The 12,839-nt window shown below is 67.7% G+C and carries 20 protein-coding genes and 1 other RNA gene; 12 read left to right on the forward strand and 9 right to left on the reverse strand.

Annotated features, from left to right (window positions below):
- Positions 1–16 precede the first annotated feature (16 nt).
- Complete coding sequence (locus tag ACTJKY_RS11465; RefSeq protein WP_440846150.1) at positions 17–667, reverse strand: DsbA family oxidoreductase; 651 nt, start codon at positions 665–667, stop codon at positions 17–19.
- A 136-nt stretch (positions 668–803) separates the two neighbouring features.
- On the opposite strand from ACTJKY_RS11465, the gene ACTJKY_RS11470 reads away from it, so the two are divergent.
- The 12 genes from ACTJKY_RS11470 (at position 804) to ACTJKY_RS11525 (ending at position 9,787) form a co-directional block, all read left to right on the forward strand.
- Complete coding sequence (locus tag ACTJKY_RS11470) at positions 804–947, forward strand: lmo0937 family membrane protein (RefSeq protein ID WP_121078233.1); 144 nt, start codon at positions 804–806, stop codon at positions 945–947.
- A 247-nt stretch (positions 948–1,194) separates the two neighbouring features.
- Positions 1,195–1,839 carry a histidine phosphotransferase family protein gene (locus ACTJKY_RS11475; protein WP_440846152.1) on the forward strand — a complete coding sequence of 215 codons (645 nt, stop codon included), beginning with the start codon at positions 1,195–1,197 and terminating at the stop codon, positions 1,837–1,839.
- Between the two features lie 81 nt (positions 1,840–1,920).
- Positions 1,921–4,239, forward strand: a complete 2,319-nt coding sequence (locus tag ACTJKY_RS11480) for a chemotaxis protein CheA (RefSeq protein WP_440846154.1) — start codon at positions 1,921–1,923, stop codon at positions 4,237–4,239.
- On the forward strand, positions 4,239–4,667 hold the full coding sequence (locus ACTJKY_RS11485; protein ID WP_440846156.1) for a chemotaxis protein CheW: 429 nt from the start codon (positions 4,239–4,241) through the stop codon (positions 4,665–4,667). The genes ACTJKY_RS11480 and ACTJKY_RS11485 overlap by 1 nt, the downstream gene beginning before the upstream one ends.
- Before the next feature lie 76 nt (positions 4,668–4,743).
- Positions 4,744–5,109, forward strand: a complete 366-nt coding sequence (locus ACTJKY_RS11490) for a response regulator (RefSeq protein WP_125977372.1) — start codon at positions 4,744–4,746, stop codon at positions 5,107–5,109.
- Between the two features lie 25 nt (positions 5,110–5,134).
- Positions 5,135–6,220 (forward strand): chemotaxis-specific protein-glutamate methyltransferase CheB, encoded by a 1,086-nt coding sequence (cheB, locus tag ACTJKY_RS11495; protein WP_440846157.1) that lies wholly within the window; start codon positions 5,135–5,137, stop codon positions 6,218–6,220.
- Entirely contained in the window at positions 6,217–7,068 is an 852-nt protein-coding gene (locus ACTJKY_RS11500) for a CheR family methyltransferase (protein WP_440846159.1), read from the forward strand. The genes cheB and ACTJKY_RS11500 overlap by 4 nt, the downstream gene beginning before the upstream one ends.
- Positions 7,069–7,111: 43 nt before the next feature.
- Positions 7,112–7,813: an N-acetylmuramoyl-L-alanine amidase gene (locus ACTJKY_RS11505; RefSeq protein WP_440846337.1), complete on the forward strand. Its 702-nt coding sequence runs from the start codon at positions 7,112–7,114 to the stop codon at positions 7,811–7,813.
- 80 nt (positions 7,814–7,893) lie between these two features.
- Positions 7,894–8,475 (forward strand): hypothetical protein, encoded by a 582-nt coding sequence (locus ACTJKY_RS11510; RefSeq protein WP_440846160.1) that lies wholly within the window; start codon positions 7,894–7,896, stop codon positions 8,473–8,475.
- A gap of 41 nt (positions 8,476–8,516) precedes the next feature.
- Positions 8,517–8,895, forward strand: an RNA gene (gene rnpB / locus ACTJKY_RS11515) — RNase P RNA component class A.
- A gap of 59 nt (positions 8,896–8,954) precedes the next feature.
- The gene (locus ACTJKY_RS11520; protein WP_440846161.1) at positions 8,955–9,491 is read left to right on the forward strand and encodes a J domain-containing protein; all 537 of its coding nucleotides are present in this window, start codon (positions 8,955–8,957) and stop codon (positions 9,489–9,491) included.
- A complete protein-coding gene (locus ACTJKY_RS11525; protein ID WP_440846162.1) occupies positions 9,488–9,787 on the forward strand; it encodes a (2Fe-2S) ferredoxin domain-containing protein in 300 nt (99 codons plus the stop codon). The genes ACTJKY_RS11520 and ACTJKY_RS11525 overlap by 4 nt, the downstream gene beginning before the upstream one ends.
- Positions 9,788–9,953: 166 nt before the next feature.
- Here the strand turns inward: ACTJKY_RS11525 and ACTJKY_RS11530 are convergent, their stop codons facing one another.
- The 8 genes from ACTJKY_RS11530 to pspB form a co-directional block, all read right to left on the reverse strand.
- Positions 9,954–10,358 (reverse strand): SufE family protein, encoded by a 405-nt coding sequence (locus ACTJKY_RS11530; RefSeq protein ID WP_440846164.1) that lies wholly within the window; start codon positions 10,356–10,358, stop codon positions 9,954–9,956.
- A gap of 149 nt (positions 10,359–10,507) precedes the next feature.
- Complete coding sequence (locus tag ACTJKY_RS11535; protein ID WP_440846165.1) at positions 10,508–10,756, reverse strand: hypothetical protein; 249 nt, start codon at positions 10,754–10,756, stop codon at positions 10,508–10,510.
- 24 nt (positions 10,757–10,780) lie between these two features.
- Positions 10,781–11,059: a hypothetical protein gene (locus tag ACTJKY_RS11540; RefSeq protein WP_121078207.1), complete on the reverse strand. Its 279-nt coding sequence runs from the start codon at positions 11,057–11,059 to the stop codon at positions 10,781–10,783.
- Between the two features lie 196 nt (positions 11,060–11,255).
- Complete coding sequence (locus tag ACTJKY_RS11545; RefSeq protein WP_313538314.1) at positions 11,256–11,522, reverse strand: hypothetical protein; 267 nt, start codon at positions 11,520–11,522, stop codon at positions 11,256–11,258.
- A gap of 13 nt (positions 11,523–11,535) precedes the next feature.
- Positions 11,536–11,862, reverse strand: coding sequence for a hypothetical protein (locus ACTJKY_RS11550; protein ID WP_440846166.1), 327 nt, complete (start codon positions 11,860–11,862; stop codon positions 11,536–11,538).
- Positions 11,863–11,874: 12 nt separating this feature from the next.
- A complete protein-coding gene (locus tag ACTJKY_RS11555; RefSeq protein ID WP_440846168.1) occupies positions 11,875–12,165 on the reverse strand; it encodes a hypothetical protein in 291 nt (96 codons plus the stop codon).
- A 26-nt stretch (positions 12,166–12,191) separates the two neighbouring features.
- On the reverse strand, positions 12,192–12,563 hold the full coding sequence (gene pspC, locus ACTJKY_RS11560) for an envelope stress response membrane protein PspC (protein ID WP_440846170.1): 372 nt from the start codon (positions 12,561–12,563) through the stop codon (positions 12,192–12,194).
- A gap of 1 nt (position 12,564) precedes the next feature.
- The gene (gene pspB / locus ACTJKY_RS11565) at positions 12,565–12,837 is read right to left on the reverse strand and encodes an envelope stress response membrane protein PspB (RefSeq protein WP_440846172.1); all 273 of its coding nucleotides are present in this window, start codon (positions 12,835–12,837) and stop codon (positions 12,565–12,567) included.
- Positions 12,838–12,839 lie beyond the last annotated feature (2 nt).

The following is a 12,839-nucleotide window of genomic DNA, read 5'->3' on the forward strand; positions in this document are numbered from 1 at the left end:
AAAATGCAATTGCCGTTCAGCGCTGCTCCGCCGCGATTTGGCGGAGCGCCTGCTCGAATGCCTCGGGCGGCTGCCCGCCGGAGATCAGATAGCGCTGGTCGATCACGATGGCGGGCACCGACTGGATGCCGCGCGATTGCCACAGCGCCTCCTCGGCCCGCACTTCCTCGGCATAGCGCCCCTCGTCGAGCACGCGCGCCGCCTCCATGGCATCGAGCCCGGCCGTCTCGGCAGCAGCAAGCAGTACCGCGCGGTCGCCGGGGTTCTTGCCGTCGGTGAAATAGGCGGTGAACAGCGCCATCTTGAGCGCTTGCTGGTCGCCGACCAGTGCTGCCCAATGCAGCAGTCGGTGCGCGTCGAAGGTGTTGTAGATGCGCGAATCGTCCCCCATCGCCATGGTGAAGCCGAGTGCCCCGGCGCGTTCGCGGATCATCGCGCGGGTGCCGGCGGACTGTCCGGGCGTCGCGCCATATTTGCGGCCGATATGCTCGACGATGTTCTCGCCCTCAGGGGCCATCGCCGGGTTGAGCTCGAACGGATGGAAGCGGATCTCGGCGGTCACCGCATCGCTTACGCGGGCCAGGGCTTCCTCCAGCCCCTTCAACCCGATCACGCACCAGGGGCAGACGATGTCGGAAACGAAGTCGATCGTCAGCGGTCGGGGCATGGTGCGCGCTCCTGCAAGAGTAAGGTTCGGCGCTAGACCAGACCGAAGCGTCTGAAAAGTCTGCGGTTGCCGCGCGCAGCCGGAACGATCCTGCCCCTCCTCACGTTAACCGGACCGAATTTCAGGGAGAGACATCATGCTTTGGACGCTCGTCGTAATTCTCGTCATCCTGTGGCTGCTCGGCTTCTCGTTCCATATCGCCGGCGGGATCATCCATATCCTGCTCGTGATCGCGCTCGTGATCGGCCTGATCCAGCTGTTCACCGGCCGTAGGGTCTGACGCAGGGCCCGGCGGGACGCATCCGCGCCCGCCGGGTCTCGCCACACGAAGAATGCGGGGCCGCGCGCCCCACGATGATTTTCTACCCCACCAGCAAGCGCAGCTATTTCGGCGTGTTTCATCGCGACCGCAGCGCGCATTCCCGGGTCGTCCGACAGGGGGCACCGATCGCGCCAGGATACTGCCACGGTGCTTGCAGCTTCCCATCCGCTGCGCCAAAGGGGATTTACAGCTGGAGCCTCACAACTTGAATATCAGCCCTACCGAATTCGCGAGTCTGCTTTGTTCGCGCCTGTGTCACGACTTGCTGAGCCCCGTGGGTGCGCTCAACAACGGTCTGGAACTGCTTGCCGACGAACATGATCCGGAAATGCGCGCGCGCTGCCTGGAGCTGCTGGCGGAGAGCGCGCGGGCCAGCGCCAACAAGCTCAAGTTCTTCCGCCTCGCATTCGGCGCCGCCGGCGGATTCGGCGAGACGGTAGACACGCGCGAGGCGCAGGCTGCGCTGGAAGGGCTGTTCGGCGACAATCACCGCGTGAAGATCGGCTGGATGGTCGAAGAGCCGGTGATGGCCAAGCAGGCGATCAAGGTGCTGCTCAACCTGGCGCTGATCGGCGGCGACGCGCTGGTCCGCGGCGGCCAGCTCGATATCGGCGCCGAGACCAATGAGGGCACGATCGAGATCGTGATCCGTGCCGACGGTCCGCGCATCGTGCTCGACCCCGAACTGCGCGGCGCGCTTGCCGGCGGCCGCGAGGAAGTGCCGATCACCCCGCGCGCGGCGGCGGCGTTCCTGGCGCACGAACTGGTCGTCCAGCATGGTGGCCAGCTCCAGGTGAGCCCGCCCGATTCCGAGGTGCTGCTGTTCGGGGCATCCTTCCCGGTCGGCTGAACGAGGAACGATCCGGCTCCATAACCCGGAATTAACCCTCGACCGCCATGGTGGCCCCCGGAAAATTTCCACCGGGGCCCCATGGACGACCTGCTGCAGGACTTCATCGCCGAGACGCGCGAGACGCTCGAGGCGCTTTCGGGCGAGATCGTCGCCTGGGAGTCGCAGCCCGACGACCGGGCGCGGCTCGATGCTATCTTTCGTTTCGTCCACACCGTGAAAGGCAGCTGCGGCTTTCTCGACCTGCCGCGGCTGGAGCGGTTGGCGCACGCCGCGGAAGACGTGCTGGCGCAGGTGCGCGACGGCGCGCGGATGCCGGATCGGGCGCTGGTCAACGCGGTGCTCGCGGTGGTCGACCGGATCGGCGAGATCGTCGAGGCGATCGATGCCGGCGCTGCGCTCGACGACAGCGGCGAGGAATTGCTGATCGCGGCACTCGCCGAAGGATCCGAGGAGATCGTGCTGCCGTCGCCGGTGGGGCAGCGCGCGCCCTCGCGCAGCGTGCGGCTGGGCGTCGACCTGCTCGACCGGATGATGAGCGGCATGTCGGAGATGGTGCTGGCGCGCAACGAGCTCGCCCGGCGCCTGCGGGCCGGCGATGTTGACCCCACGGTGGAGGCTGCGCTGGAGCGGCTTTCGCTCACCGTCGGCGAGATGCGCGACACCGTCACGCGCACACGGATGCAGAAGATCGACGCGCTGTTCTCGCCGCTGCCGCGCATGGTGCGCGATACCGCGGCGGGTCTGGGCAAGTCGGTGGCGCTGCAGATCGAGGGATCGGACGTCGAGCTCGACCGCGAAATGATCGAGGTGATGCGCGATCCGCTGGTCCACATCATCCGCAACGCGATCGACCATGGCATCGAGGCGCCGGCCGAGCGCCACGCCGCGGGCAAGCGCGAGGTCGGCCGGCTTTGTGTGTCGGCACGGCAATCGGGCAACCAGATCATCATCGAGATCGCCGATGACGGGCGTGGGGTGAATGTCGAGCGGCTGATCCAGAAGCTGGCGCTGGGCGGCATCCGCAGCGAGCGTGACCTGCATGCGCTGAGCGATGCGGCCAAGCTGGAGCTGATGTTCCACCCCGGCCTGTCGAGCAAGGATACCGTTTCCGAGGTCAGCGGCCGCGGCGTCGGCATGGACGTGGTCAAGGCGAGCATCGACCAGATCGGCGGTCGGGTGGAGCTGGACAACGTCCCTGGCAAGGGGCTGCGCATCGCCATCCATGTGCCGCTGACGCTGTCGATCATCTCGGCGATCATCGTCGGCGCGGGCAAGCAGCGCTTCGCCATCCCGCGCCAGTCGATCGAGGAGATCGTCAGCGAGCGCGGCGAGGCGATCCGCATCGACCAATTGGGTGGCACCCCGATCGCCACCGTGCGCGAGCGGCGGATGCCGTTGCTCGACCTGGGACATCTGCTGGAGCTGTGCCCGAACCGCGAACAGCATGGGCCGCGCATGCTCGTGATCGTGAGCGCGGGGGCGGGGAGCTATGCGCTCGCCGTTGACGAGGTCCACGACAATGAGGAGCTGGTGATCAAGCCTGCCTCGCCCGCGGTGATGGCGACCGGCATCTATGCCGGCCAGACCTTGCCTGACTCCGGGCTGCCGATGCTGCTGCTCGATAGCGCGGGGATGGCGCGGGTAGGCGGGCTCGATTTCAGCCGCGACCTCAGTGCCGCGTTCGGCGATGTCGTCGAGGAAGCCGCGGCGCCCGGGCTGCCGGCGCTGCTGTTCGACGATCTCGACGGCGTGCGCCGCGCGGTGCCGCTGGCGGCGGTCGATCGCGTCGAGAAGGTTTCGGCCGCGCAGGTGCAACTGGCGGCAGGAAGTCACCGGCTGGCGATCGATGGGCGCATCGTGCCGTTGGCGATGCAAGGGCAGCTCGACGGCCGCGAGCGGCTGAGCGTGCTGCGGCTCAAGGACGGGGACGCCGAGGTCGCCTATGCCATCGACGACGCGATCGAGATCGTGACGCTGCCCGCCGAGATCGCACCCGCCCGATCGCCGGGCGCGGCGATGGGCGTTGCGCTGGTCGAAGGCGAGCAGATCGAGGTGCTCGACGTGCTGTGGGTGTTCGACATGCATGTCGATCGCGTCGCCGCCGAGGATGCGCCGCTCTGCCTGCTCGCCGGCGACAAGGACGGCTGGCTGGCGACCTTCGTTCGGCCGCTGCTGGAGACTGCAGGCTATCGCGTCGCCGCGAGCCTCGCGCCGGGGGAGATCCCGGCGGTGGTGCTCGCCGCCGATGCGGCCGATCCCGTTACGCCCGCCGCGCCGGTGGTTCGCCTGCGCCGCAAGCGCCAGGCCGAGCCGGGCGACGACAGCGTCTATCGCTATGACCGCGCAGGACTGCTCTTCGCGCTCGAAGCGCGGGTCGGCGCACGGGGAGGGTGCTGATGGCCGAGCAGTTGTACCTGATCGCCGAAGTGGCGGGGCGCACCGTCGCGATCGATTCGGACCAGGTCGAATCGGTGGTCGATATCGGCGAGGTGACGGCGGTGCCGCGCGCGGCCAAGGCGGTCCGCGGGCTGGCGGCGCTGCGCAGCCGGGTCGTCACCGTCGTCGATACCGAGGTAGCGCTGGGGATGAACGGCTGCACGCTCGCCCGGCGCGCGGTGATCACCGCGATCGACGGGCATCACTATGCGATGCTGGTCGACACGCTGGAGGATGTCGAGCTGTTCGAATTGCGCCCGCTGGCCGGCGGCATCGCGCTGGAGGGGAATTGGCGGGCCGCTGCGCGCGGGCTGGTCGAGCGGGATGGCGAGCCGATCCTGGTCGTTGACCTCGCCGCGTTGGTCCCCGCATCGGCGCTGCTTTCCTGAATGCGGATTAACGCGAAGCTTACACCTTGCAGGTACAGTGTAATTTCAAAGACACCTGCCAGGGGATCAGGGACCGATGAAGACGTGCCTCGTCGTGGACGATTCGAAAGTGATCCGGAAAGTCGCCCGGCACATTCTCGAAACCCTCGATTTCGAAGTCCGTGAGGCCGGTGACGGGCGCGAGGCGCTCGATTCCTGTCTGGCGGCCACGCCCGACGTGGTGCTGCTCGACTGGAACATGCCGGTGATGAGCGGCATGGATTTCCTCCGCGCGCTCAAGAATTCGGGCCTGGAGAAGCGCCCCAAGGTGGTGTTCTGCACCACCGAGAACGGCATGGCCTATATCCGCGCGGCGATCGAAGCCGGGGCGGACGAATATGTGATGAAGCCGTTCGATCGCGAGACGCTGGAAAGCAAGCTGCAGATCGTCGGCGTCGCCTGACCTCCTCCCGCCGGAGCGCGCCCGCGTGACCAGCCTGCCTTTCCCGCTGCCGGTCGATCCGGCGCGCGTTCCCGCCACGGGGCGCGTGCTGATCGTCGACGACTCGGTGGTCGCGCGTTCGGTGCTGACCCGGATGATCGAAGCCACGCAGCGCTTCCGCGTAGCGGCTGCGCTGAGCGAGGCGCGCGCGGCGCTCGACTATCTGGCGCGCGAGACGGTCGACATCATCCTGCTCGATATCGCCATGCCGGGCATCGACGGCCTCACCGCGCTGCCGGACGTGGTTGCCGCGGGCAAGGGCGCCAAGGTGCTTATCGTCTCCTCCTCGGCCGATGAAGGCGCGGCGACGACGCTGCAGGCGCTGGCGCTGGGGGCTGCCGATACGCTGGTGAAGCCGGGCGTCGGCGCGTTCGGCGGGCGTTTCGCCGAGGTGCTGGAGGAACGGCTGGCCAAACTGTTCGACATGCCGGGCGAGCCGCTTGTCGCCTGTCCGGCTGCCCCGGCGCCGCGCCCGGCAAGCGCGAGCGTGCAGCTCGACCCGTTTCAGATCGTCGCTATCGGCGCCTCGACCGGCGGCATCCATGCGCTCAGCCAATTCTTCCGCCAGATCCCGGCGAGCTTCCGGCTGCCGATCCTGGTCACCCAGCATCTGCCGCCCAGCTTCATGAGCTATTTCGCCACCCAGCTGGCCGTGCTCGGCAGCCGGCCCTGCGACGTCGCGACCGACCGGATGCGGATCCGCCCCGGCCGGATCGTGATCGCACCGGGCGACGCGCACATCAAGGTGGTCCGCACCTCCGAAGGCGCGGCGATCCGGCTGAGCACCGAATGGGCGCGCAGCGGCTGCATGCCCTCGGTCGACCCGATGTTCGACAGCATCGCCGAGGTGTTCGGCGCGCGCGCGCTCGGCGTGGTGCTGAGCGGCATGGGCCGCGACGGCTGCGAGGGTGCCGGGCGGATGGTCGAGGTCGGCGCCAAGGTGCTGGTGCAGGACCAAGCGAGCTCGGTCGTCTGGGGCATGCCGGGCGCGGTGGCGACCGCAGGACGGGCGAGCGCGGTGCTGCCGCCCGATGAAATAGGCCGACTGATCGGCAGGGGAGGGGCGCGATGATCGAACATATGGCGCCAAGCGGCGGGGCGATGCAGTTGATCGGGTCGCTGCTCGAGCAGCGGACCGGCCAGCAGATCGCCGCCAACCGCGCATGGCGGATCGAGACGGCGCTGAAGCCGGTGCTGCGCGAGCGCGGGCTGCCGAGCCTGGATGCGCTGGTCGGGCAGTTGCTCGGCGCGCGCTCGGGCGAATTGGCGGATCAGGTCGTGGACGTTCTGCTCAACCAGGAAACCAGCTTCTTCCGCGACGTCGCAGTGCTCGATCAGATCGCGGCGGCGGCCGTGGCGAGGCAGGCGGCGATCGGCAACCGCCGGCTGCGCATCTGGTCCGCCGGTTGCTCGACCGGGCAGGAGCCGCTGTCGCTGGCGATGCTGTTCGACGAGAAGGCCGACGCCTTCCCGATGCCGCCCGAGATCGTCGCCACCGACGTGTCCGGCGTTGCGCTCGCCCGGGCGCGGGCAGGGCGCTATTCGCAGTTCGAGATCCAGCGCGGGCTTCCGGTGCGGCGGATGGTCCAGTGGTTCGATACCGAGGGCGGGGACTGGGTCGCCCGGCAGGAGCTGGTCCGCCGCGTCCAGTTCCGCCAGCAGAACCTCACCGCCGATGCACCGCCGCCGGGCAAGTTCGACATCATCCTGTGCCGCAACGTCATGCTTTATTTCTCGCTGCCGCTGCGCCGCCAGGTGTTCGACCGGCTGGCGACCGCGATCCAGCCCGGCGGGCTGCTGGTGCTGGGCGCGGGCGAGACGGTGATCGGGCTGACCGAGCATTTCACCCCCAGCGAAGCCTTTCGCGGCTTCTATCGCACCGCCGATGCCGAGCCGGCATCGCTTGCGGTGGCCGGTTGAGACGGGCGGATTGTCAGCGCCGATGCGTGCAGTAGAAGAATGCATGACCAGCGGCCTCGACATCCTCGACGCGCCTTCGCCCAATTTCGGCGAGCGCCTCTCCCCCGTCTCGATGATCGTGCTCCATTACACCGGCATGGAAAGCGGCGAGGCGGCGCTGGCGCGATTGCTCGATCCGGAGGCGCAGGTCTCGGCGCATTATCTGATCGAGGAGGATGGCCGCATCTTCCGCCTGGTCGACGAGGCCAAGCGCGCCTGGCATGCGGGCCGTGCGCACTGGCGGGGGATCGACGACGTCAACTCGGCCTCGATCGGCATCGAGATCGTCAATCCCGGCCATGAATTCGGCTACCGCCCGTTCACCCCCGAGCAGATGAGTTCGCTGATCCCGCTGGTCGCGGACATCAAGGAGCGGCACGGCATCACCCGCGGCAACATCGTCGGCCATTCGGACGTCGCCCCGGCGCGCAAGCAGGATCCGGGCGAGCTGTTCAACTGGCACGCGCTAGCGCGCCTCCGGCTGGCGCTGCCGCGGCCGACGCGCAACCTAGTCGATCCGGGCTGGCCCGACGGTGGTTTCATGCTTGCGCTGGAGCGGTTCGGCTATGACGTCACCGATCCGGTCGCGGCGGTGACCGCCTTCCAGCGGCGCTTCCGCCCCGAACTGATCGACGGCGAGATCGACATGGAGTGCCGCTGCATCCTGCTCGCGCTGCTGCTGCCGCGCCCGCAGGGAGAAGACTGAACGAATCGCTGACCGATAACCATGTTTGATTACGGATTTCTAAGCCGAATTTGATTGGCTGCACGCCGGAGGAACGAACGGTGAGCAACTCGATTCGCGCTGCGATGGCACCCATGGGCCCGGTGCACGTCCGACTGACTAGTATCGTGCGGGGCGACAGCAAGGGCCCCGGCATCGGCATCATGAATGCGCCTACCGCCGCTGAGGCGACGGCGGAACTGCACCGGGCCGCCCGTGTCGCGGGTGCGGACAAGGTGGTGAGCGTTGCTGCCGATTATCGCCGCGCCGCGCTCGCCGGCGGGACCACCAGCACCCAGTGGCGCATCGACGTACAGGCTTGGGGGACGGCGATGGCGCCGGCCAAGGTGGAGCCGAGCGAATCGCCCGAGGAGCAGCGCGCGCAGGAAGCGGACAAGGCGAAGGACCGGGCCAAGGACCAGGACACCGCCAGGAAGGCGCAGGACGCCCGCGGCGATGCGCAGGATACGGCCGAGCAGGCGAAGTCGCGCGACGCCGCCGCATCCGAGCAGGCCGCCAGGCCGCGGGTCGAGGCAGCACCGCAACTTGCTGCGCGTGCGCCCTCGACCAGCGTCGAGACCGCCGCGGCGACCACCAGCGACTCCACGCCCGCGCCGAGCGCACCCGCCGCCTCGCAGCGCTGAACCGCTTGCGCAGCGGCGCGAAGCCGCTAGAGCGGACCGCGCCAGAGGGTCGGGCGGCCGCCGCTTGCAGCGATGCGAGGGGAGGAAAGTCCGGGCTCCACGGAACGACGGTGGCGGGTAATGCCCGCCGGGGGTGACCCCAGGGAAAGTGCCACAGAGAGCAGACCGCCCACTGCCCCGGTTCGCCGGGGTAAGGGCAAGGGTGAAAGGGTGCGGCAAGAGCGCACCGCGCGACCGGTAACGGAAGCGGCATGGTAAACCCCACCGGGAGCAAGACCGAATAGGGACGGCACATGCGCCTCGTTCCGGCGCGTCGTCCGGGTTGGTTGCTGGAGCGGCGGAGCAATCCGTCGCCTAGAGGAATGGTCGCCTATCCCCCTCGGGGGTGGACAGAACCCGGCTTACAGACCCTCTGGCATCACTCTTATGAAACGCGCGGCTCTGGCCTTTGGCCGGTCCCGCGCCTATCTGGGCGAGCTATGGCGCGATACACGCGATCGATGGACTGGGGTTTTCCCCGCTGGCGCGAGTACGGCTCGGAGCGCGAGGCCGCGCGCGTGCGGCTGTGCGACCGCGACGGCTGCGAGAAACCGGGCGACCGGCCCGCGCCCAAGTCTCCCAACAATCCGGACCGCTGGTATTTCTGCGAGGAACATGCCGCAGAATATAACCGCAACTGGGACTATTTCGCCGGCCTGACCGCGGAAGAGGCGGCGCAGCGCGAGGCGAACGAACGGCGCACGGCTAACGGCTATGCGCATTCGGCGACCAACAGCTGGGCAGGGCCCGGTGACGGCAGCCGCTCGCGCGACGAGATGAAGGCGCTGGAAGTGCTGGAGCTGGAAGTCGATGCCAGCTTCGAGGCGGTGCGCGGCGCCTGGCGCCGGCTTGCCAAGGAATATCATCCGGACGTGCGCCCGAACGATGCCGCGGCGGCCAAGCAGTTCCAGGCGATCCAGGCGGCGTACGACGTGCTCAAGACCGCCGAGGATCGGCGCCAGTGGAAGCCGCAATGAGCCAGCTGGTCGCCTCCAACTGGGGCAATGCGGTGCTGGTCTGCGGGAAATGCTCGAAGAAGCTCGGCGGCGGCTTCGGGCCGAAGGGGAAGTTGTCGCTCGCCAAGGCGCTGCGCAAGGAGTTCGGGCTCGGCAAGGGGCGCAAGGCTGAGGTCGGCGTGGTCGAGACCAAGTGCCTCGGCGTATGCCCCGGCGGCGCGGTGACCGTGGTCAACGGCGCGCAGGCGCGCGAATGGCTGATCGTGAAGAAGGGCGCGGACCTCGAAGAGGTCGGCCGCGAGCTAGGCCTTTCCTGACGAGCGTTTCCTCTCCCTTGAGAGAGAGTGTAGCGTAGTTTGGCGGCGTGCCGCCTAGCGAAGCTTGGAGAGGGTGTGCGGCGCGAGGCCCATCCTCGCATTTGCCCCTCTCCCTCCCACTGCCTTGGCAGCAGGCCCCTCCCTCTCCCCGGAGTGGAGAGGGTTTTTACGCGTACCGCCCCGCCGTTTCGCGGATCAGCGCGATCATGTTGGGGATGCCCTGAGTCCGGTTCGAGCTGAGCTGGTTCTTCAGGTCGAACGGGGCCAGCGCGCCTTCGATGTCGGTCGCCAGGATCTCGGCGGGGCCGCGGTCCTGCACGGTCAGCAGCACCAGCGCGATGATGCCCTTGGTGATCGCGGCGTTCGAATCCGCCAGGAAGTGGAGCCGTCCGTCGTCGGTCCGCGTGGGGTAGACCCACACCGAGGCCGAGCAGCCGCGCACCAGCGTCGCATCGGTCTTGAGCGGGTCGGGCATCTGCTCGAGCGCCTTGCCGAGATCGATCAGCAAGCGATAGCGATCGTCGGCGTCGAGAAACCCGTATTCTTCCTGGAGATCGTCGAGGCTGGTCATGGCGTCCGCGCTAGCCGCACCGGCCGCGTTTTTCCAGCCTCGTGGTTACTTGGCCGTAGGCGCGTCGTAGCGCAGGCCGAGCCGGGGACGGGGTGCCCGCACCGGCGCCGGGGCGGGCTGGCTGTCCGCCACCGGCGGGGTCGCCTGGTTCACAGGTCCACCCCGGCGGCGATCGCCTCGAGCTTGCGGATGCGTTCCTTAAGGTCGGCCAGCTCGATCCGCGAGGCGGGACTAGGCATCGTGGCTGCGGCAGGCTCGGGCCGCCGGAGTTCGACCAGCTCGCGGTGCTTCAGCGCCAGCCAGCCGCGCCAGCCGGACAGTGCCGCGGCGGTGATCATGCCCAGCCCGGCGAGGCCGGAAACGGCGAGGGTGACGGTGGTTTGCGGGTCGATGGTCATGGGGTTCGCTCCCAGAAACATGGCTCAGATCCGGTTCTTGTCACGCAGCTTCTCGATCTCATGGTCGAGCCGCAGGCTGTTTTCATTGTCGGTGATGACGCGCTCGAGCACCTGGACGCGCTCCTTGAGGGCGCGGATCTCGTCGCGGAGGCGGTCGGCCTCGAACTTCTCGGCGGGATCGCGGCTTGCCAGGCCTTCCATCCTGTCGCCCCGGCCCCCCTTGATCACGCCGTAGCGCGCCTGGAGAACCTTGCCGATCGTGATCACGACGATGATGGCCACGACCATTTCGAACGGGTTCATTGCACCTTACTCCCCTAACCGGCGCGCGTGGCGCCTTAATTCCCTGCTTGCGATGCCTGGGCGGCGCGGAGGGCGCGGCGGCGGGGGCGATCGCGGCTTTCAGCGAGGGCAATAGCTCCCCCGCACAGTGCGGCAAGCACTGCGAGCATGACAATCATCACAATTTCCTTGCTTAGAAGAAGGTGGAAAGGTTTCTTCAGTTCAGCGGCGCGTCGCGCAGCTTCTCGATTTCTTCGGAAAGACCCATGCCGCGATCGGTGATGATCCGTTCGAGGACCTGAACCCGCTGTTCGAGCCGAGCGGTCTGGGCGGCATATTGCGCGGCCTTTTCCGCGGTCATCTGGGCCTCGATTTCCATGCGGCGCTCCCAGAGCTTGAACAGCGGGCGGAAGAATACGCCGCCGATGATCGCCACGAGGCCGCAGCTGATGCCGAGGATCGGGATGAGAATGGGGGAAATCATGGGTCGGGCTCCTTCAGTTCGAGCGGCGCAGCGCGTCGATCTCGCGATCGAGCTGGTGGGCGCCGTCGGTCACGATGCGCTCGACATTGGCCAGGCGGTCCTTCACCGCGCCCAGCTCGGCGCGCAGCTGGCCGTTTTCCTGGCTGAGCAGCCTGACCCGCTCGATCGTCTCGTCGTTGCGCTGGGGATAGACCGACTTGCCCCAGGCATTTTCCAGCGGATAGCCGTGCTTGATGCGGAGCCACTGGTTGAAGATGGCCGCGGCGATCCCGAAGAACCCCAGCGAGATGCCCAAGAGGATGATCCAGGGCAGAAAAGGGGCGAGCGCTAGTTCGATCATCGGTCTTACTCCTCAGCGCAGCGCGTCGATGGCGCGGGCGGTCCGCTCGGCGGGATCGGTGGCGATCCGTTCGAGCACCGAAATCCGGTCTTCCAGCCGGCTGATCTGGCCTGCGAGCCGTTCGTTCTCGGCTGCGAGCAGGTCGATCTTGCGATTGGCGTCTGGGTGGACCCGGTGGATATTCTCGCCGTGATCGTCGCTGATCGAATAGCCATGCTTGGCGCGGATCCAGTTATTGGCGAGCCACCCGAAGGTGGAGAGCGCCATCAGCGCGATCACGAATTCGGGACCACCCCAGTTCATCGTCCTGCCTCCTTGTTGCCTGCGCCTCAGCGCAGGCTTTCGATCTCGTCGGCCAGCCGGGTGTTGCGGCTGGTGTAGAACATCTCGATGTCGGCGAGCCGGCGATCGATATCGCGGAACTTCGAGCGGACCTCAGCGGTGGAGCGCTTGGGGCTGGAGCGGACGCCCTGCCAGAAGCGCTCGTCCTCCGGCGTGTCGTACAGGCCCACCGGCTTGGGGTTGGCGAGCCAGGCGATCACGAAATAGCCCAGCGCGACCCAGCCCGTGGCGACGGTGAGCAGCACGGTGGCCACCCGCACCCAAGTCACGTCGATACCCGTGTAATCCGCCAGGCCGGCGCAGACGCCCATGAACTTGCGATTCTGGCGATCGAGATAGAATTTGGTGCGAGCGGACATCTCAGTTCCTCCGTGAAGGATCGTAGGGGGCCGGCTCAGCGCGCTGCGCCGAGTGCGGCCGATAGTCGGGGTTGTCGGCGGCGATGATGCGTTCGACCGTCATCAGCCGGTCTTCGAGCATGCGCGCCGTGCGGTAGAGGTCGTCGAGCAGGTTCTCGTCTTCCCGGGTGATGGTCCCGGCCTGCTTCCACTTGGTTACGTAGTGGAAGACGATCCAGGGCAGCCCGAGGAAGAGGATGGCACAGACGAAGACCGGGATGAGGAAGTCGTTCACGC

Origin of the sequence: Sphingomonas sp. 22176 (assembly GCF_052045505.1) — a bacterium.
In the GTDB taxonomy this organism is placed as follows: domain Bacteria; phylum Pseudomonadota; class Alphaproteobacteria; order Sphingomonadales; family Sphingomonadaceae; genus Sphingomonas.